The organism is Streptomyces mobaraensis NBRC 13819 = DSM 40847, assembly GCF_017916255.1.
GTDB lineage: Bacteria > Actinomycetota > Actinomycetes > Streptomycetales > Streptomycetaceae > Streptomyces > Streptomyces mobaraensis.
Genome location: NZ_CP072827.1, coordinates 1,281,456 through 1,300,041 on the forward strand (window position 1 = coordinate 1,281,456; position 18,586 = coordinate 1,300,041).

Below are 18,586 nucleotides of genomic sequence, written 5' to 3' on the forward strand. Positions count from 1 at the left end.
GCGCTCGTGCACGGACCGGTGTCAGTTTATCCGGCCTTTGCTCCCTGCGGACCTCCTGTCCAGCATCACTAAGGACCCGCCTAGTGACACTCGTCACCCCGTTCGCCGCTGGCACATGTGAGCGGGTTATGTCAGACGGTCGGCGACCAGGTCCCAGACAACGTCCGCCAGATCCTCCTTGGGGCCGTGCGGGACGGGGGTCTCACCGCCGTCGGCGGAGAGGACGACGGCCTCGTTCTCCGTCGAGCCGAAGGTCCGGCCCTCCCCCACCTCGTTGACCACGAGGAGGTCGCAGCCCTTGCGCGCGAGCTTGGCGCGGCCGTTGGCCAGCACCTCGTCCGTCTCGGCCGCGAAGCCCACGACGACCTGCCCGGGCCGGGCCCGGTCCGCCGACAGCTCGGCGAGGACGTCCGGGTTGCGGACCAGCTCGACGGGCGCGGGCTCCTCGCCGTCCCGCTTCTTGATCTTGCCGGGGGCGTAGTGCGCGGGCCGGAAGTCGGCGACCGCGGCGGCCATCACCACGGCGTCCGCGTCGGCCGCGGCCTTGAGTACCGCCTCCCGCAGCTGCACCGCCGTGCCCACCCGCACCACGTCGGCCCCGGCCGGGTCGGGCAGCTCGCTGTTGGCCGCCACCAGCGTGACCCGGGCACCGCGCGCGACGGCGGTCCTGGCCAGGGCGTAGCCCTGCCGGCCGGAGGAGCGGTTGCCGAGGTAGCGCACCGGGTCCAGGGGCTCGCGGGTGCCGCCGGCGCTGATCACCACGTGCCGGCCGGCCAGGTCCCGCCCTTCGGCGCCACGGGCCAGCACCCGGCGGCAGATCTCGAAGATCTCGGCCGGGTCGGGGAAGCGGCCCTTGCCGGTGTCCACGCCGGTCAGCCGGCCGACGGCGGGCTCGACGACGACGGCGCCCCGGCGGCGGAGGGTGGCCACGTTCTCCTGGGTGGCCTGGTTCTCCCACATCTCGGTGTGCATGGCGGGCACGAAGACCACCGGGCAGCGGGCGGTGAGGAGGGTGTTGGTCAGCAGGTCGTCGGCCAGCCCGTGGGCGGCCTTGGCCAGCATGTCGGCGGTACAGGGGGCGACCACGACGAGGTCGGCCTCCTGGCCGATCCGCACGTGCGGCACCTCGTGGACGCTCTCCCACACCTCGGTGCCGGCCGGGCGCCCGGAGAGCGCGGACCAGGTGGCCTCCCCGACGAAGTGCAGCGCCGAGGCCGTCGGGACGACGCGTACGTCGTGGCCCGACTCGGTGAGCCGGCGCAGCAGCTCACACGCCTTGTAGGCGGCGATCCCGCCGCTGACCCCCAGCACGACCTTGGGCTTGTCCATCGCTCGCCTCTCCCCGCTCTCGTTGTGCAGGCTTCCATGACACACCAAGGGCCCGGCAGTGGTGCTGCCGGGCCCTCGGTGAACGTATCTCGTCGCTTGTCGCGCGGAGTCGCCTACTGCGCCGGGGCCTCGATGGCCTCGGAGGTGAGCAGACCCGCGTTGATCTCGCGGAGCGCGATGGAGAGCGGCTTCTCGTGGACGTGGGTGTCCACCAGCGGACCGACGTACTCCAGCAGGCCCTCGCCGAGCTGCGAGTAGTACGCGTTGATCTGGCGCGCGCGCTTGGCGGCGTAGATCACCAGGCTGTACTTCGAGTCGGTCGCTTCGAGCAGCTCATCAATCGGCGGGTTGATGATGCCCTCGGGCGCGGTGATGGAAGAGGACACTCTCTGCCTTCCGAAGGGGGGTGAAGAAAGTCGTGATGCGCGAATGGGGCGTACCGGGTGTACGGGACGTACGGGGTGTACCCCTGCTCATCGGAGCAAGGCTAGCAGCTCCCGCGCGACGTCCTCGACGGAGGTGTTGACCAGGGTGGTGTCGAACTCCGACTCCGCCGCCAGCTCGGTGCGGGCCGCGGCCAGCCGCCGCTCGATGACCTCGGGCGACTCGGTGCCCCGGCCGGTGAGCCGGCGGACCAGCTCGTCCCAGCTCGGCGGCGCGAGGAAGACCAGCTGGGCGTCCTCCATGGACGCGCGGACCTGCCGGGCGCCCTGGAGGTCGATCTCCAGCAGTACCGGCTCGCCGGCCTCCAGGCGGTCCAGGACCGCCTGACGCGGCGTGCCGTACCGGTTGCCGGCGAACTCGGCCCACTCCAGCAGCTCTCCGTTGGCGACGAGCTTGTCGAACTCCGTGTCGTCGACGAAGAAGTACTGGACACCCTCCCGCTCACCGGGGCGCGGCTTGCGGGTGGTGCAGGACACCGAGAGCCACACCTCGGGGTGGGCCTTGCGCATGTGGGCGACGACCGTGCTCTTGCCGACCCCGGAGGGACCGGAGAGCACGGTCAGCCGCGGACGTCTGGCCGGGGGGACGGGGGTCGTCCCCCGGGAGACTGCAGTACTCATGCAGCGATTATCCCGGTTCCCGGGAGTGCCCGGTAACGTCAGGCCGCGGTGCTGCCGAACTCCCGCTCAAGAGCCGCGATCTGGTTCGTACCGAGCCCGCGGACACGGCGGCTCTCGGAGATCCCGAGCCGCTCCATGATCTGCTTGGCGCGGACCTTGCCCACGCCGGGCAGGCTCTCCAGGAGGGCGCTGACCTTCATCTTGCCGATGACGTCATCCTCCTGGCCCTGCTTGATCACGTCGTGCAGCGAGGCGCCGGAGTGCTTGAGCCGATTCTTGACCTCGGCGCGGGCCCGGCGAGCCGCGGCGGCCTTTTCGAGCGCGGCTGCGCGCTGTTCAGGGGTAAGGGGCGGAAGAGCCACGCCTACGTCACCTCGGATGTCGAACTGTCGGATAAGGACCGGTGAGAACCTAGTCGGCCCACACCTGGGGAGCAACGAGCAACGCGCTTGCACGTTCGCTCTTGTCGGAGACTAGCGGCCGATCCCGCTCCAGTCAGCGAGAACAGCGGAAAAGTCCTGGTCAGCCTTGCTCGACCAGGACTTTTTCGGACATAGCGGCCGGGGAATCCCCCGGCGGCGCCGCTCGCCGGCCGCGATCAGCCGGTGCCGACCGCCTCCCGCACCTCGTCCGCGAACCGCGCCGCGCTCTCCCGCAGGGCGCTGACGTCGGGTCCGTGCCGGAGCACGCCCCGGCTCACGTTGGGGACGACGTCCCGGACCGCCGCGCCGAAGACCTTCGGCAGGTCCGCGGCGGTGGCGCCCTGGGCGCCGATGCCGGGGGCGAGCAGCGGGCCGCCGATGGCCGGATCGACGCCGGCCGCGGTGAGCCCGCCGGCCAGCGTGGCCCCGACGACCGCGCCGAAGGAGCCCATCGGGGCGGCGTCGGCGTTCTCGGCGCGCAGGTGGTCCAGCATCGTCGCGGCGACGCTCCGCCCGTCCGCGCGGAGCGCGTGCTGCACCTCGGCGCCCTCCGGGTTGGAGGTGAGGGCGAGGACGAAGACGCCGGTGCCGCTCGCGCGGGCCAGGTCCAGGGCGGGGCGCAGGGCGCCGTAGCCGAGGTACGGGCTGACGGTGACCGCGTCGGAGAAGAGCGGCGCGGCGGGGTCGAGGTAGGTCTCGGCGTAGGCGGCCATGGTGGAGCCGATGTCGCCGCGCTTGGCGTCCATCAGCACCAGGGCGCCGGCCGCGCGGGCGTCGGCGACGGCCCGCTCCAGGACGGCGATGCCGCGCGAGCCGAAGCGCTCGAAGAAGGCGGACTGGGGCTTGAGGACGGCCACCCGGTCGGCCAGCGCCTCCACGGTGGTGCGGGCGAACCGCTCCAGGCCCGCGATGTCGTCGCCGAGGCCCCAGGCGGAGAGCAGGGCGGCGTGCGGGTCGATGCCGACGCAGAGCGGGCCGCGCTCGTCCATGGCGCGGCGCAGGCGGGCGCCGAAGGGCTCCAGGGGCGGCACGGGGGTCACGGGAGTCACGCGGTCACCTTCCGGTGCTCGGCGCCGACCGCGTCGGCGAGGGTGGCGTAGGGGCTGGCGGCCAGCCGCTCGGCGAGGCCGCGGTGGATCGCGCGGCACCAGAAGGGGCCCTCGTAGATGAAGGCGCTGTAGCCCTGGACCAGGGTGGCGCCGGCCAGGATGCGCTCCCAGACGTCGTCGGCGGTCTCGACGCCGCCCACGCCCACGAGGGTGATCCGGTCGCCGACGCGGGCGTACAGCCGGCGCAGGACCTCCAGCGAGCGCTGCTTGAGGGGGGCGCCCGAGAGGCCGCCCGCGCCGATGGCCTCGACCGTGCGCTGCGGGGTGCGCAGTCCGAGGCCCTCGCGGGCGATGGTGGTGTTGGTGGCGATGATGCCGTCCAGGCCGAGCTCGACGGCGAGGTCGGCGACGGCGTCCACGTCCTCGTCGGCGAGGTCGGGGGCGATCTTCACCAGCAGCGGGACGCGCCGGTCGGTGACGGTGCGGTCGGCGGCCTCGCGGACGGCGGTGAGCAGCGGGCGGAGCGCCTCGGTGGCCTGGAGGTTCCGGAGCCCGGGGGTGTTGGGCGAGGAGACGTTGACGACCAGGTAGTCGGCGTGGGCGGCCAGCCGCTCGGTGGAGGTGACGTAGTCGGCGACGGCCTCCGCCTCGGGGACGATCTTCGTCTTGCCGATGTTGACACCGACGGTGGTACGGAAAGCAGGCTTCCCGGCGGTCCGCTCGGCCAGGCGGCGGGCGACGGCGGCCGAGCCGTCGTTGTTGAAGCCCATGCGGTTGATCAGCGCACGGTCGGCGACCAGGCGGAACAGCCGCTTCTTGGGGTTGCCGGGCTGCGGCTGGGCGGTGACGGTGCCGATCTCGACGTGGTCGAAGCCGAGCATGGCCATGCCGTCGATGGCGGCGGCGTTCTTGTCGAAGCCGGCGGCGAGGCCGAAGGGGCCGTGCATCCGCAGGCCCAGGGCCTCGGTGCGCAGCTCCTTGTGGCGGGGGGCGAGGACGGCGGCGGCGAAGGTGCGCAGGACGGGGATCCGGGCGGCCAGGCGGATCCAGGCGAAGGCCAGGTGGTGGGCCTGCTCGGGGTCCATGCGGCGGAAGACCAGCCGGAAGAAGAATCGGTACATTTCGGGCCTTCTGGGCAGCGAAGAAGGGAACGGAGAGCTCGTGAAGAGGGGGACACCTCCCGGTGTCCCCCTCCGCGTCCTACGCCTCGCGGGCGGCGGTCAGCCGGCTCGCGTGCTCCTGGAGCGAGCGCACGCCCACGTCACCGCGGGTCAGCGCCTCGATGCCCTGGACGGCCGCGGCCAGCGCCTGGACCGTGGTCAGGCAGGGCACCCCGCGGGAGACGGCGGCGGTACGGATCTCGTAGCCGTCGAGCCGCCCGCCGGTGCCGTAGGGGGTGTTGACGATCAGGTCGACCTCGCCGTCGTGGATCAGCTGGACGATCGTCTTCTCGCCGTTCGGGCCCTCGCCCTCGCTCAGCTTGCGGACGACGGTCGTCTTGATGCCGTTCCGCCGCAGCACCTCGGCGGTGCCGGAGGTGGCCAGCAGCTCGAAGCCGTGGGCGACCAGCTCCCGGGCCGGGAAGATCATCGAGCGCTTGTCCCGGTTGGCGACCGACACGAACGCCCGGCCCCCGGTGGGCAGCGCGCCGTACGCGCCCGCCTGCGACTTGGCGTACGCCGTGCCGAAGACGTCGTCGATGCCCATGACCTCGCCCGTGGACCGCATCTCCGGGCCCAGGACGGTGTCCACGCCGCGGCCGGAGGGGTCGCGGAACCGCGTCCACGGCATCACGGCCTCCTTGACGGAGATCGGCGCGTCCAGCGGCAGGGTGCCGCCGTCGCCCTCCGCCGGGAGCATGCCCTCGGCGCGCAGCTCGGCGATGGTGGCGCCCAGCGAGATCCGCGCGGCGGCCTTGGCCAGCGGCACCGCGGTCGCCTTCGAGGTGAAGGGGACGGTGCGCGAGGCGCGCGGGTTGGCCTCCAGGACGTAGAGGATGTCCCCGGCCATCGCGAACTGGATGTTGATCAGACCGCGGACGCCCACGCCCTTGGCGATCGCCTCGGTCGAGGTGCGCAGCCGCTTGATGTCGTGGCCGCCCAGGGTGATCGGGGGCAGCGCGCAGGCCGAGTCGCCGGAGTGGATGCCGGCCTCCTCGATGTGCTCCATGACGCCGCCGAGGTAGAGCTCGTGGCCGTCGTAGAGCGCGTCCACGTCGATCTCTATGGCGTCGTCCAGGAACCGGTCGATCAGCACCGGGTGCTCGGAGATCAGGCCCGCGTGCCGCTCCAGGTAGCCGGCCAGCGAGGGCTCGTCGTAGACGATCTCCATGCCGCGCCCGCCGAGCACGTAGGACGGCCGGACCATGACCGGGTAGCCGATCTCGGCGGCGATGGACTTCGCCTCCTCGAAGGAGAAGGCCGTGCCGTACTTGGGCGCCGGCAGCCCGGCCTCGGTGAGGACGCGGCCGAAGGCGCCGCGCTCCTCGGCCAGGTCGATGGCCTCCGGCGAGGTGCCGACGATCGGCACGCCGTTGTCCTTGAGGGCCTGCGCCAGGCCCAGCGGCGTCTGCCCGCCGAGCTGGACGACGACGCCCGCGACCGGGCCCGCCTGCTGCTCGGCGTGCACGATCTCCAGCACGTCCTCCAGGGTGAGCGGCTCGAAGTAGAGCCGGTCGGAGGTGTCGTAGTCGGTGGAGACGGTCTCCGGGTTGCAGTTGACCATCACGGTCTCGTAGCCGGCGTCGCTCAGCGCGAAGGAGGCGTGGACGCAGGAGTAGTCGAACTCGATGCCCTGGCCGATGCGGTTCGGGCCGGAGCCCAGGATGATCACCGCGGGCTTCTCGCGCGGCGCGACCTCGGTCTCCTCGTCGTACGAGGAGTAGAAGTACGGGGTCTTCGCGGCGAACTCGGCGGCGCAGGTGTCCACCGTCTTGTACACCGGGCGGACGCCCAGCGAGTGCCGGACCTCGCGGACCACCTTCTCGTCGGTCCCGCGGATCGCCGCGATCTGGACGTCGGAGAAGCCGTGCCGCTTGGCCTCGGCCAGCAGCTCCGGCTCCAGCGTCCCGGCCTCGGCCAGCTCCTGGGCGACCTCGTGCAGCAGGAAGAGCTGGTCGACGAACCAGGGGTCGATCCGGGTGGCCGCGAAGACCTCGGCCTGGGTGGCACCGGCCCGGATGGCGGCCATGACGGTGTTGATCCGCCCGTCCGTGGGGACGGCCGCCTTCGCCAGCAGCGCGGTCTTGTCGCCGGGCGCCGAGACGAAGTCGAACTGCGAGCCCTTCTTCTCCAGCGAGCGCAGCGCCTTCTGCAGCGCCTCGGTGAAGTTCCGGCCGATGGCCATGGCCTCGCCCACCGACTTCATGGTGGTGGTGAGGGTGGCGTCGGCGGCCGGGAACTTCTCGAAGGCGAAGCGCGGGGCCTTGACCACGACGTAGTCGAGCGTCGGCTCGAAGGAGGCCGGGGTCTGCTCGGTGATGTCGTTGGGGATCTCGTCCAGCGTGTAGCCGACGGCGAGCCGGGCCGCGATCTTCGCGATCGGGAAGCCGGTGGCCTTGGACGCGAGCGCGGAGGAGCGGGAGACGCGCGGGTTCATCTCGATGACGATGACCCGGCCGTCCTCGGGGTTGACCGCGAACTGGATGTTGCAGCCGCCGGTGTCCACGCCGACCTCGCGGATGACCTCGATGCCGATGTCGCGCAGCACCTGGTACTCGCGGTCGGTGAGGGTCATCGCCGGGGCGACGGTGATCGAGTCGCCGGTGTGCACGCCCATCGGGTCGAAGTTCTCGATGGAGCAGACGACCACGACGTTGTCGTTCTTGTCGCGCATCAGCTCCAGCTCGTACTCCTTCCAGCCGAGGATGGACTCCTCCAGGAGCACCTCGGTGGTCGGGGAGAGCGCGAGGCCCTGGCCGGCGATGCGGCGCAGCTCGTCCTCGTCGTGGGCGAAGCCGGAGCCGGCGCCGCCCATGGTGAAGGAGGGGCGGACGACGACCGGGTAGCCGCCGAGCGTCTCGACGCCGGCGAGCACCTCGTCCATGGTGTGGCAGATGACCGAGCGGGCGGACTCGCCGTGCCCGATCCGGGCGTGCACGGCCTCGACGACGGCCTTGAACTGCTCGCGGTCCTCGCCCTTGTGGATCGCCTCCACATTGGCGCCGATCAGCTCGACGTCGTACTTCTCCAGCGTGCCCGCCTCGTGCAGCGAGATCGCGGTGTTGAGCGCGGTCTGGCCGCCCAGGGTGGGCAGCAGGGCGTCGGGCCGCTCCTTGGCGATGATCCGCTCGACGAACTCGGGGGTGATCGGCTCGACGTAGGTGGCGTCGGCGATCTCCGGGTCGGTCATGATCGTGGCGGGGTTGGAGTTGACCAGGATGACCCGCAGGCCCTCGGCCTTGAGGACCCGGCACGCCTGGGTGCCGGAGTAGTCGAACTCGGCCGCCTGACCGATGACGATCGGGCCGGAGCCGATGACCAGAACGGACTGGATGTCGGTGCGCTTAGGCACGCTGGCCCTCCATCAGGGAGACGAAGCGGTCGAACAGGTAGGCCGCGTCGTGCGGGCCGGCTGCGGCTTCGGGGTGGTACTGGACGCTGAAGGCCGGCCGGTCGAGCAGCCGGAGCCCCTCGACCACGTCGTCGTTGAGGCAGACGTGGGAGACCTCGACGCGGCCGTAGGGGGTGTCGGCGGGCCCGTCGAGCGGGGCGTCGACGGCGAAGCCGTGGTTGTGCGCGGTGACCTCGACCTTGCCGGTCGTCCGGTCCTGCACGGGCTGGTTGATGCCGCGGTGGCCGTACTTCAGCTTGTAGGTGCCGAAGCCCAGCGCGCGGCCGAGGATCTGGTTGCCGAAGCAGATGCCGAAGAGCGGGGTCTTCCGCTCCAGCACCGCCCGCATCACCGCGACCGGGTGGTCGGCGGTGGCCGGGTCGCCCGGGCCGTTGGAGAAGAACACGCCGTCCGGGTTCACCGCGTAGACGTCCTCGACGGTCGCCGTGGCGGGCAGGACGTGGACCTCTATGCCGCGCTCGGCCATCCGGTGCGGGGTCATGCCCTTGATGCCCAGGTCGATGGCGGCGACGGTGTACTTCTTCGCGCCGATCGCCGGGACGACGTAGGTCTCCTTGGTGGCGACCTCGGCGGAGAGGTCCGCGCCCGCCATCTCGGGGGCCTGCCGCACCTGCTCCAGCATGGCGGCCTCGCCCGGCAGGGTCGCGCCGGAGAAGATGCCGACCCGCATGGCACCGCGCTCGCGCAGGTGGCGGGTGAGGGCGCGGGTGTCGATGCCGCTGATGCCGACGACGCCCTGGCGCTCCAGTTCCTCGTCGAGGGAGCGGCGGGAGCGCCAGTTCGACGGGGTCCGGGCGGGGTCGCGGACCACGTAGCCGGCCACCCAGATGCGGGACGACTCCGGGTCCTCGTCGTTGACGCCGGTGTTGCCCACGTGCGGGGCGGTCATCACGACCACCTGGCGGTGGTACGAGGGGTCGGTGAGGGTCTCCTGGTAGCCGGTCATACCGGTGGAGAACACGGCCTCGCCGAAGGTGGTGCCCACGGCCCCGTAGGCCCGGCCCCGGAAGACGCGGCCGTCCTCCAGGACGAGTACGGCGGGAAGCGCCCCTTTCCTCTGCGAGGGGTTCCCCGGGTGCGAGGTCGTCATCGTGCGCCTTCCGTCGTGCTGTTCAGGTTCTGCAAGGTGGTGAGCTCCTCGACCCAGGCCGGGTGCTCCGCCACGCGATCGGCCCGGAAGCCGGAGTCGATCTGCCGGTCGCCGTGCTGCCAGGTGATGATCAACAGGCCGCCCTCGGTGAGGACCTTGCCGGCGATGCCCTTGTCCAGGCGGGCGCCGCGCACGGCCGCGGCGGGGATCAGGAAGTCGGTGGCGCCGGGGCGCAGCACGCTCACGCCCTCGTCGGTGAGGGTGAGCTGAGCGCGGCTGCGGGTGCCGAGGCCCCCGGCGACGATGCGGTCCAGCCACTGTCCGGCGGTGGTGGAGCCGTGGTACCGGCCGCTGAGGGTGAGCCGGGCCGGGCCCGGCTCCTCCGGGACGGCGGGCAGCGGCGGCAGGTCGCCCTGGAGCGTGCCGCGCCACTTCCAGCCCTCGCGCATCAGCCAGTACAGGAGCGCGATGAAGAGCAGCAGACCCACGACCCAGCCGGCGCGTGCCGCCCAGTCGGTGACGGCCTGCGACTTCTGCTCGTCCGCGAGGTGAGTGCTCGCGAGGTTGGTGATCAAAGGTGTCACGTCAGATTCCCGTCAGCTTCCCGTCGGCGACCGTCGCCCGGCCCCGCAGGAAGGTGTGGGTGACGCGCCCCGGCAGCTCGCGGCCCTCGTAAGGGGTGTTGCGGCTGCGGGAGGCGAAGCCCGCGGGGTCCACGACACCACGGTAAGCGGAATCGACCAGGGTGAGGTTGGCGGGCTCACCGGCGGCCACGGGTCGGCCGTGTCCGGCGAGGCGGCCGATGCGGGCCGGGGTGAAGGACATCCGGTCGGCGACGCCCGCCCAGTCCAGCAGGCCGGTCTCGACCATGGTGTGCTGGACGACCGAGAGGGCGGTCTCCAGGCCCACCATGCCCATGGCGGCGGCGCCCCACTCGCAGTCCTTGTCCTCGTGCGGGTGCGGGGCGTGGTCGGTGGCCACGCAGTCGATCGTCCCGTCGGCGAGCGCCTCGCGCAGGGCCATCACGTCGGCCTCGGTGCGCAGCGGCGGGTTCACCTTGTAGACCGGGTTGTACGAGCGGACCAGCTCGTCGGTGAGGAGCAGGTGGTGCGGGGTGACCTCGGCGGTGACGTTCCAGCCCTTGGACTTGGCCCAGCGGACGATCTCCACCGAGCCGGCCGTCGAGAGGTGGCAGACGTGCAGGCGGGAGCCGACGTGCGCGGCGAGCAGCACGTCGCGGGCGATGATCGACTCCTCGGCGACGGCCGGCCAGCCGCCCAGGCCCAGCTCGGCGGAGACGACGCCCTCGTTCATCTGGGCGCCCTCGGTGAGCCGCGGCTCCTGGGCGTGCTGGGCGACGACGCCGTCGAACGCCTTCACGTACTCCAGGGCGCGCCGCATGATCACGGCGTCGTCCACGCACTTGCCGTCGTCGGAGAAGACCCGGACGCCGGCGGCGGAGTCGTGCATGGCGCCGAGCTCGGCGAGCTTCTTGCCCTCCAGGCCGACGGTGACGGCGCCGACGGGCTGCACGTCGCAGTAGCCGGACTCCTTGCCGAGCCGCCAGACCTGCTCGACGACGCCGGCGGTGTCGGCGACCGGGAAGGTGTTGGCCATGGCGTGCACGGCGGTGTAGCCGCCGACGGCCGCGGCGCGGGTGCCGGTGAGGACGGTCTCGGAGTCCTCGCGACCGGGCTCGCGCAGGTGGGTGTGGAGGTCGACCAGGCCGGGCAGCAGGACCTTGCCGTCCGCCTCGATCACGGTGGCGCCGTCGGCCTCGATGCCGTTGCCGACCCGGGCGATGGTCTCGCCGTCGATCAGGACGTCCTGGGCGGGGCCGCCGAGCACCTTGGCACCGCGGATAAGGATCTGGGGCATTACTTGTTCTCCTCGGTGCGGGTGTTCGTGGTGGTGACGGCGGACTCCGAGCCGCCGAGCAGCAGGTAGAGGACGGCCATCCGGATGGAGACGCCGTTGGTGACCTGCTCGACGGCCGTGCAGCGGCGCGAGTCGGCGACCTCGGCGGTGATCTCCATGCCGCGGTTCATCGGGCCGGGGTGCATGACGATCGCGTCCTCGGGCATCCTCGCCATCCGCTGGGCGTCCAGGCCGTAGCGGCGCGCGTACTCGCGCTCGGTGGGGAAGAACGCGGCGTTCATCCGCTCGCGCTGGACGCGCAGCATCATCACGGCGTCGGACTTGGGGAGCACCGCGTCCAGGTCGTAGGAGACCTCGCAGGGCCAGTGCTCGACGCCGATGGGCACAAGGGTGGGCGGCGCGACGAGAGTGACCTCCGCGCCCAGCGTGGTGAGCAGGTGGACGTTGGACCGGGCGACGCGGCTGTGCAGGATGTCGCCGACGACCGTGATCCGGCGGCCGTCCAGGTCCTTGCCGAGCCCGGCGTCGGGGCCGACCAGGCGGCGGCGCAGGGTGAAGGCGTCCAGCAGGGCCTGGGTGGGGTGCTCGTGGGTGCCGTCGCCGGCGTTGACGACCGAGCCGTTGATCCAGCCGGAGGTGGCCAGCCGGTGCGGGGCGCCGGAGTCGTGGTGGCGGATGACGACGGCGTCGGCGCCCATCGCCTCCAGGGTGAGCGCGGTGTCCTTCAGGGACTCGCCCTTGGAGACCGAGGAGCCCTTGGCGGAGAAGTTGATGACGTCGGCGGAGAGCCGCTTGGCGGCGGCCTCGAAGGAGATGCGGGTCCGCGTCGAGTCCTCGAAGAAGAGGTTGACGACGGTCCGGCCGCGCAGGGTCGGCAGCTTCTTGATCGGCCGGTCCGCGACGCGGGCCATCTCCTCGGCGGTGTCGAGGATCAGGACGGCGTCGTCGCGGCTGAGGTCGGCGGCCGAGACGAGGTGGCCGCGGGTACGGGGGCTCCCCCCGGAGAGGTGCAGCATCCGGATGCTCCGTGGTTGAGGGTGTGCGTGAGGACGGCCGGGCGTGCGGCGTCGCGGGTCCGGGGTGCGGACCCGTGCGGGATGGCTGCTAGCGGCCCTCGGCCGGAGCGGTGGCGCCCACGCCGAGGAGCACGCTGTCGCGCCCGTCCTCCTCGGTGAGCTGGACCTTGACCGTCTCGCGCAGCGACGTGGGGAGGTTCTTGCCGACGTAGTCGGCGCGGATCGGCAGCTCGCGGTGGCCGCGGTCGACCAGGACGGCGAGCTGGACCGCGCGGGGTCGCCCGATGTCGTTCAGGGCGTCGAGCGCGGCGCGGATGGTGCGGCCGGAGAAGAGCACGTCGTCGACGAGGACCACCAGGCGGCCGTCGATGCCGTCGCCGGGGATCTCCGTGCGGGCCAGCGCACGGGCCGGGCGGAGCCGCAGGTCGTCGCGGTACATGGTGATGTCGAGGGAGCCCACGGGCATGGTGGCGCCGGTGATCTCGGCCAGTTTCGCGGCCAGGCGGTGGGCGAGGTAGACCCCTCGGGTGGGGATGCCGAGCAGAACGACATCGTCGGCGCCCTTGGCGCGTTCGACGATCTCGTGGGCGATGCGGGTGAGGACCCGGGCGATGTCCGGTGCTTCGAGCACGGGACGCGCGGGACCGGCCGCGAATGCGGTGGTGTCCATGAGAAACGGACCTCCTTCTCCGCCTCACAGGACGGACGTTAAAGGACGTCGGAATTGCGTGGTCCACAGTAGCAGCCGTCCGGGGGTGCTCCGGACCCGGCCCCCGACGGCGGAAGCGGTGGACCATTCGGCTTGACGAAGCCAGATTACGCTGCGTAACCTCACAGTGAGTTACCAGCCACGCGGCAGAGCCGCACATTGATACCGCGTCCGGGGAGCTTTATGTCCAGCGAATACGCCAAACAGCTCGGGGCCAAGCTCCGCGCCATCCGCACCCAGCAGGGCCTCTCACTCCATGGTGTCGAGGAGAAGTCCCAGGGCCGCTGGAAGGCCGTGGTGGTGGGCTCGTACGAGCGCGGCGACCGTGCCGTGACCGTGCAGCGTCTTGCCGAGCTGGCCGACTTCTACGGCGTGCCCGTGCAGGAGCTGCTGCCCGGCACCACGCCGGGGGGCGCCGCCGAGCCGCCGCCGAAGCTGGTCCTGGACCTGGAGCGCCTCGCCCACGTCCCGGCCGAGAAGGCGGGCCCGCTCCAGCGTTACGCGGCGACCATCCAGAGCCAGCGCGGCGACTACAACGGCAAGGTGCTGTCGATCCGCCAGGACGACCTGCGCACCCTCGCCGTGATCTACGACCAGTCGCCCTCGGTGCTCACCGAGCAGCTGATCAGCTGGGGCGTGCTCGACGCGGACGCGCGCCGCGCGGTGCAGCACGAGGACGCCTAGTCCCGTCGGCCCGGTCCGGCCCGTATACCAACCGCCAGGGGGCGGGGAACCTTCCGGTTCCCCGCCCCCTGGCGGTTTGTGTGTCGGTCGTGGTGCGTCAGGCCCGGCGGATGCCCGGCTTGAGCTCCTTGAACCGGCCGAGCAGGCCGTTGATGAAGGCCGGCGACTCGTCGGTGGAGAACTCCTTGGCGAGCTGCACCGCCTCGTCGATCGCCACGGCGTCCGGGGTGCCGTCCTCCCAGATCAGCTCGTAGGCCCCGAGCCGGACGATGTTCCGGTCGGCGGCCGGCATCCGGTCCAGGTCCCAGTCGACCGCGTAGGTCTCGATCAGCTCGTCGATCCGGGCGACGTGCTCGGCGTAGCCCTCGACCAGCTGCATCGTGTACTCGTTGACCGGCGGCTGCCGGTCGTCCGAGCGCGAGTGCCGGATCCAGTCGGCGAGCACGTCCAGGACGGCCGCCCCTCGCTGGTCGGCCTCGAAGAGGATCTGGAAGGCGCGCTTCCGGGAGTTGCTGCGGGCGGCCACGGTTAGCTGTTCACCCGGCCGAGGTAATCGCCGGTACGCGTGTCGACCTTGATCTTCTCGCCCGTGCTGACGAACAGCGGGACCTGGATCTCGTAGCCGGTCTCCAGCTCGGCCGGCTTGGTGCCACCGGTGGAGCGGTCGCCCTGCACACCCGGGTCGGTGTGCTTGATGGTGAGCTCGACGGCGGCCGGCAGCTCGACGTAGAGCACCTCGCCCTCGTGCGTGGCGACCGTGGCCTCGAAGCCCTCGATCAGGAAGTTCGCGGCGTCGCCGACGGCCTTCCGGTCGATCATGAGCTGGTCGTAGTCCTTCATGTCCATGAAGACGAAGTACTCGCCGTCCATGTACGAGAACTGCATGTCGCGGCGGTCGACGGTGGCCGTCTCGACCTTCACGCCGGCGTTGAAGGTCTTGTCGACGACCTTGCCGGACAGCACGTTCTTGAGCTTGGTGCGCACGAAGGCGGGGCCCTTGCCGGGCTTGACGTGCTGGAACTCGACGACGGACCAGAGCTGGCCGCCTTCGAGCTTGAGCACCATGCCGTTCTTGAGGTCGTTCGTGGAAGCCACGGTTGCGGAATCTCCTGGACTGAAGCTGCGACCCCGAAGAGGCACGCGCTACAGCGCGAGCAGCTCCTTGGTCGTGATGGTGAGTAGCTCGGGACCGCCGTCCGCCTCGGGGCGGACGACGAGCGTGTCATCGATCCGGACGCCGCCCCGCCCCGGGAGGTGGACTCCCGGATCTACGGTGACCGGCACGCAAGCGTCCAGTTTACCCATGGCCGTGGGCGCGAGCCGAGGGTCCTCGCCGTTTTCGAGTCCGACCCCGTGGCCGATCCGCGGACCGAGCCGGTCGCCGTGGCCCGCCGCCTCCAGGACGCGCCGTGCCGCGCGGTCCACGTCCCGGTACGGCGTCCCGGGCAACAGCGCCTCCCGCCCGGCCCGCTGGGCCGCGAAGACCTGCTCGTACAGCTCGATCTGCCAGTCCGCCGGGGACGTGCCGATGACGAAGGTGCGGGCGATCTCGCTGTGGTAGCCGCGGTAGTCCGCGCCCAGGCAGACGGAGAGGAAGTCGCCCTCCTCGACCCGCCGGTCCGAGGGTACGTGCCCGGCCAGCCCGGAGTCGGGCCCGGTCCCCACCGACGTGGGGAACGCCGGACCGGACGCGCCGTGGTCCACCAGGCGGCGCTCCAGCTCTAGGGCGAGGTGCCGCTCGGTACGGCCGACCAGGATGGACTCCAGCAGCTCCCCCAGCGCCTGGTCGGCGATCTCGGCGGCGATCCGCAGACAGGAGATCTCCTCCTCGTCCTTGACCAGCCGCTGCTGCTCCACGGCCGGCCCCAGGTCGTCCAGCCGCAGCCCCGGCGCGACGGCTCCCACGGCGCGGTGGCGCCGTACGGTCAGATGGTGCTCCTCCACCGCCAGCGAGCCGGCCCCGGCCGCGGCGGCCCGCTCGGCGCCCGCGACGGCCGGGTCGCCCTCCGTGCCGGGCAGGACGAAGACGCGCAGGTCACCGGCGGGCCGCCCGGCCGACGCGGTGTCGAACGGATCGGACGCGCAGAGCAGCACGTCGTGGACGGGCCCGACCAGCAGGGCGGCGTCGGCCGGGGCGTGCCCGGCGAGGTAGCGGACGTTGGCCGCGCCGGTCACCAGCGCCGCCTCGCTGCCGTTCCCCAGGCACCGCTCCAGCAGCCGTGAACGGCGCGCCGCGTACACGTCGGACATGCCCCGAGCGTACGTACGGCGGCCCGGACCGGCCGCTCCGGCGCGTCCGACCGGGGTGCGGCCCGCGGGCCCGGCTACCAGGCGGGCGGGGTGGCGAAGGAGCGGGCCACGGCCTCGTCGATGAGCCGGGCGGTGGTGGCCACGTCCTGCTGCGAGTTGTCGATGATCGGCAGCCCGGAGCCGTACCAGCCGGCCATCCGCCCGTGGATGCGCGCCACCTCCTCGTCGCCCAGCCGCCGGTTGCCGCGCCGCTCGGCGTTGCGTTCCAGCACCACGTCGAGCCCCGGCAGCAGGACGACGGGCAGCAGGCCGGGGCCGATGTGCCGCTTCCAGCCGCCCAGGCCGACGGCGGGCCGGTCCGGGAAGACCGCGTCGTCGAGGATGCAGGAGATGCCGTTGGCCAGGAAGTTCCGCGCGGCGAAGCCGCAGGTGCGGCGGGCCAGCCGGTACTGGGCCTCGGACCGCTCGTTCCACCCGGCCTGCGGGTCGGCGAAGCCGGCCCGCACCCATTCCCGGACGTCGTCCAGGCTGATGTGCGCCGTGGGCACCCGGCGGGTGTCGGCCCAGTACCGGGCCGCCGTCGTCTTCCCCGCCCCGGCCGGGCCGATCAGCAGCACCGCGACGGGGGCGGTGGTGGGATCGAGGGGCACGGGAGCGGGCAACGGGGGGTGGGCGGGTGGTAGCGGCTGTCCCACTGGGTGCTGCATCCGGTGGCACTCCGTCTCGTGCGGTGGGTCGTGTGGTGGGGGGGTGTGCCCCGGTCCCGCCCTTTCACCGTTTCCTGGGGCTGCACCCCAGACCCCCTTGTCCTCAAACGCCGGACGGGCTGATTTCAGCCCGTCCGGCGTTTGAGGACAGTGCCCGAAGGGCGCTTCGGGGGTGCGGGGGCTTGCCCCCGCAAGAAACTGGGGGCACCTCCCAGCGGTAGCTGGGGGAGAAAGGGCGGGACCGGGGCACCCTACCCCCTCAACCCAGACGCTCCGCTCAGCCCCGGAGTTCCTCCGCGAGCGCCCGCAACGCCAGCCGGTACGACCCGACACCGAACCCGGCGATCGTCCCGGACGCGACGGCGGAGATCACGGACGTGTGCCGGAACTCCTCCCGCGCGTGCGGATTGGAGATGTGCACCTCGATCAACGGAGCCGTCCGCTGCGCCGCGGCATCCCGCATCGCGTACGAGTAATGCGTGAAAGCCCCGGGATTGATGACCACAGGCAGCCGCCCATCCGCCGCCTCGTGCAGCCAACGGACCAGCTCGCCCTCGTCGTTGGTCTCCCGGACGTCGACGTCGAAGCCGAGCTCGGCCCCGAGCTCGGTGCACTCCTCGACGAGCCCGGCGTACGAGGTGGACCCGTACACGTCGGGCTCCCGGGAGCCGAGCCGCCCGAGGTTCGGCCCGTTGAGCACGAGGACCCGCGCGCCGCTCACGCCGCGATCTCAGCGTGCGCGGCGAGCAGCATCGCCGGGTCCGGAGCCTCCAGCACCACCGGCTTCGCCAGCCCGTCGAGCACGATGAAGCGCAGCCGGTCGCCGCGCGTCTTCTTGTCGACCTTCATCGTCTCCAGCAGCTTGGGCCACTGGTCGCCCCGGTAGGTCACCGGAAGTCCCACGGACTCCAGCACCGCGCGGTGCCGGTCGGCCGTCGCGTCGTCCAGCCGGCCGGCGATCCGGCCGAGTTCGGCCGCGAAGACCATGCCGACGGCGACGGCCGCGCCGTGCCGCCAGTTGTACCGCTCGTTCTTCTCGATGGCGTGGGCGAGGGTGTGCCCGTAGTTGAGGATCTCGCGGAGACCGGACTCCTTGAGGTCCTGCGAGACGACGTCGGTCTTGACCCGGATGGCCCGCTCGATCAGCTCGGCGGTGTGCGGTCCGGACGGGGTGCGGGCGCCCTCGGGGTCGCTCTCGATCAGGTCGAGGATGGTCGGGTCGGCGATGAAGCCGGCCTTGATGACCTCGGCGAGCCCGCTGACGTAGTCGTTGACCGGCAGCGACTCCAGCGCGGCCAGGTCGCACAGCACCCCGGCCGGCGGGTGGAAGGCGCCGACGAGGTTCTTGCCCTCGGCGGTGTTGATGCCGGTCTTGCCGCCGACGGCGGCGTCGACCATCGCCAGCACGGTGGTGGGCACCGCGATCCAGCGCACACCGCGAAGCCAGGTGGCGGCGACGAAGCCGGCCAGGTCGGTGGTGGCGCCGCCGCCGACGCCGACGATGACGTCGGTGCGGGTGAAGCCGGACTGGCCGAGCGCCTTCCAGCAGTAGGCGGCGACCTCGGCGGTCTTGGCCTCCTCGGCGTTCGGCACCTGGATGGCGATGGCCTCGTAGCCCTGGTCGGCCAGGTCGGCGCGGAGCACCTCGCCGGTCTCGGCCAGCGCCTCGGGGTGCAGGACGGCCACGCGGCGGGCGTCGGTCCCGATGAGCGCGGGCAGTTCGTCCAGCAGCCGGTGCCCGATCAGGACCTCGTACGGCGCGGTCCCGGCGGTGCCGGCGACCTGGATACGGGTGGGTGCGTCGGTCATGCGTTCC

19 protein-coding genes are annotated in these 18,586 nt (G+C 72.0%); 1 reads left to right on the plus strand and 18 read right to left on the minus strand.

The annotated features are described in order from the left end of the window. Positions 1–126 precede the first annotated feature (126 nt). From coaBC to pyrR, 12 genes are all read right to left on the minus strand, one after another. On the minus strand, positions 127–1,329 hold the full coding sequence (gene coaBC / locus J7W19_RS04885) for a bifunctional phosphopantothenoylcysteine decarboxylase/phosphopantothenate--cysteine ligase CoaBC (RefSeq protein ID WP_004948653.1): 1,203 nt from the start codon (positions 1,327–1,329) through the stop codon (positions 127–129). Positions 1,330–1,442: 113 nt separating this feature from the next. Further along, complete coding sequence (gene rpoZ / locus J7W19_RS04890) at positions 1,443–1,715, minus strand: DNA-directed RNA polymerase subunit omega (protein WP_004948662.1); 273 nt, start codon at positions 1,713–1,715, stop codon at positions 1,443–1,445. An 87-nt stretch (positions 1,716–1,802) separates the two neighbouring features. Further along, the gene (gene gmk, locus J7W19_RS04895; protein ID WP_051072658.1) at positions 1,803–2,393 is read right to left on the minus strand and encodes a guanylate kinase; all 591 of its coding nucleotides are present in this window, start codon (positions 2,391–2,393) and stop codon (positions 1,803–1,805) included. A 38-nt stretch (positions 2,394–2,431) separates the two neighbouring features. After that, positions 2,432–2,755 carry an integration host factor, actinobacterial type gene (mihF, locus tag J7W19_RS04900; protein ID WP_004948667.1) on the minus strand — a complete coding sequence of 108 codons (324 nt, stop codon included), beginning with the start codon at positions 2,753–2,755 and terminating at the stop codon, positions 2,432–2,434. Positions 2,756–2,991: 236 nt separating this feature from the next. Next, positions 2,992–3,846: an orotidine-5'-phosphate decarboxylase gene (pyrF, locus tag J7W19_RS04905; RefSeq protein WP_040890925.1), complete on the minus strand. Its 855-nt coding sequence runs from the start codon at positions 3,844–3,846 to the stop codon at positions 2,992–2,994. Positions 3,847–3,860: 14 nt separating this feature from the next. Next, complete coding sequence (locus tag J7W19_RS04910) at positions 3,861–4,985, minus strand: quinone-dependent dihydroorotate dehydrogenase (RefSeq protein ID WP_004948673.1); 1,125 nt, start codon at positions 4,983–4,985, stop codon at positions 3,861–3,863. 79 nt (positions 4,986–5,064) lie between these two features. Next, on the minus strand, positions 5,065–8,376 hold the full coding sequence (gene carB / locus J7W19_RS04915) for a carbamoyl-phosphate synthase large subunit (RefSeq protein ID WP_004948676.1): 3,312 nt from the start codon (positions 8,374–8,376) through the stop codon (positions 5,065–5,067). Further along, positions 8,369–9,526 (minus strand): glutamine-hydrolyzing carbamoyl-phosphate synthase small subunit, encoded by a 1,158-nt coding sequence (gene carA, locus J7W19_RS04920; RefSeq protein ID WP_004948677.1) that lies wholly within the window; start codon positions 9,524–9,526, stop codon positions 8,369–8,371. Before carA ends, carB begins: the two co-directional genes overlap by 8 nt. Then, positions 9,523–10,110, minus strand: a complete 588-nt coding sequence (locus J7W19_RS04925) for a PH-like domain-containing protein (protein WP_063825806.1) — start codon at positions 10,108–10,110, stop codon at positions 9,523–9,525. Before J7W19_RS04925 ends, carA begins: the two co-directional genes overlap by 4 nt. A 1-nt stretch (position 10,111) precedes the next feature. After that, a complete protein-coding gene (locus tag J7W19_RS04930) occupies positions 10,112–11,404 on the minus strand; it encodes a dihydroorotase (RefSeq protein WP_004948682.1) in 1,293 nt (430 codons plus the stop codon). Continuing rightward, complete coding sequence (locus J7W19_RS04935; RefSeq protein ID WP_004948685.1) at positions 11,404–12,420, minus strand: aspartate carbamoyltransferase catalytic subunit; 1,017 nt, start codon at positions 12,418–12,420, stop codon at positions 11,404–11,406. The genes J7W19_RS04930 and J7W19_RS04935 overlap by 1 nt, the downstream gene beginning before the upstream one ends. An 88-nt stretch (positions 12,421–12,508) precedes the next feature. Next, positions 12,509–13,090 (minus strand): bifunctional pyr operon transcriptional regulator/uracil phosphoribosyltransferase PyrR, encoded by a 582-nt coding sequence (pyrR, locus tag J7W19_RS04940; protein ID WP_004948688.1) that lies wholly within the window; start codon positions 13,088–13,090, stop codon positions 12,509–12,511. Between the two features lie 222 nt (positions 13,091–13,312). Between pyrR and bldD the strand changes: the two genes are divergently transcribed. Further along, positions 13,313–13,813, plus strand: coding sequence for a transcriptional regulator BldD (bldD, locus tag J7W19_RS04945; protein WP_004948690.1), 501 nt, complete (start codon positions 13,313–13,315; stop codon positions 13,811–13,813). A gap of 97 nt (positions 13,814–13,910) precedes the next feature. On the opposite strand, the gene nusB is transcribed toward bldD, so the two are convergent. The 6 genes from nusB to aroB all read right to left on the minus strand — a co-directional run bounded on the left by nusB (position 13,911) and on the right by aroB (position 18,579). After that, positions 13,911–14,339: a transcription antitermination factor NusB gene (gene nusB, locus J7W19_RS04950; RefSeq protein ID WP_004948694.1), complete on the minus strand. Its 429-nt coding sequence runs from the start codon at positions 14,337–14,339 to the stop codon at positions 13,911–13,913. Between the two features lie 2 nt (positions 14,340–14,341). Beyond that, a complete protein-coding gene (efp, locus tag J7W19_RS04955; RefSeq protein WP_004948697.1) occupies positions 14,342–14,908 on the minus strand; it encodes an elongation factor P in 567 nt (188 codons plus the stop codon). A gap of 48 nt (positions 14,909–14,956) precedes the next feature. Then, a complete protein-coding gene (locus tag J7W19_RS04960) occupies positions 14,957–16,063 on the minus strand; it encodes a M24 family metallopeptidase (protein WP_004948700.1) in 1,107 nt (368 codons plus the stop codon). A gap of 74 nt (positions 16,064–16,137) precedes the next feature. After that, a complete protein-coding gene (locus J7W19_RS33755; protein ID WP_411848825.1) occupies positions 16,138–17,103 on the minus strand; it encodes an AAA family ATPase in 966 nt (321 codons plus the stop codon). After that, positions 17,048–17,491, minus strand: a complete 444-nt coding sequence (gene aroQ / locus J7W19_RS04970) for a type II 3-dehydroquinate dehydratase (RefSeq protein ID WP_004942393.1) — start codon at positions 17,489–17,491, stop codon at positions 17,048–17,050. Before aroQ ends, J7W19_RS33755 begins: the two co-directional genes overlap by 56 nt. Then, positions 17,488–18,579, minus strand: a complete 1,092-nt coding sequence (gene aroB, locus J7W19_RS04975) for a 3-dehydroquinate synthase (protein ID WP_004942390.1) — start codon at positions 18,577–18,579, stop codon at positions 17,488–17,490. The genes aroQ and aroB overlap by 4 nt, the downstream gene beginning before the upstream one ends. Between the last annotated feature and the right edge of the window lie 7 nt (positions 18,580–18,586).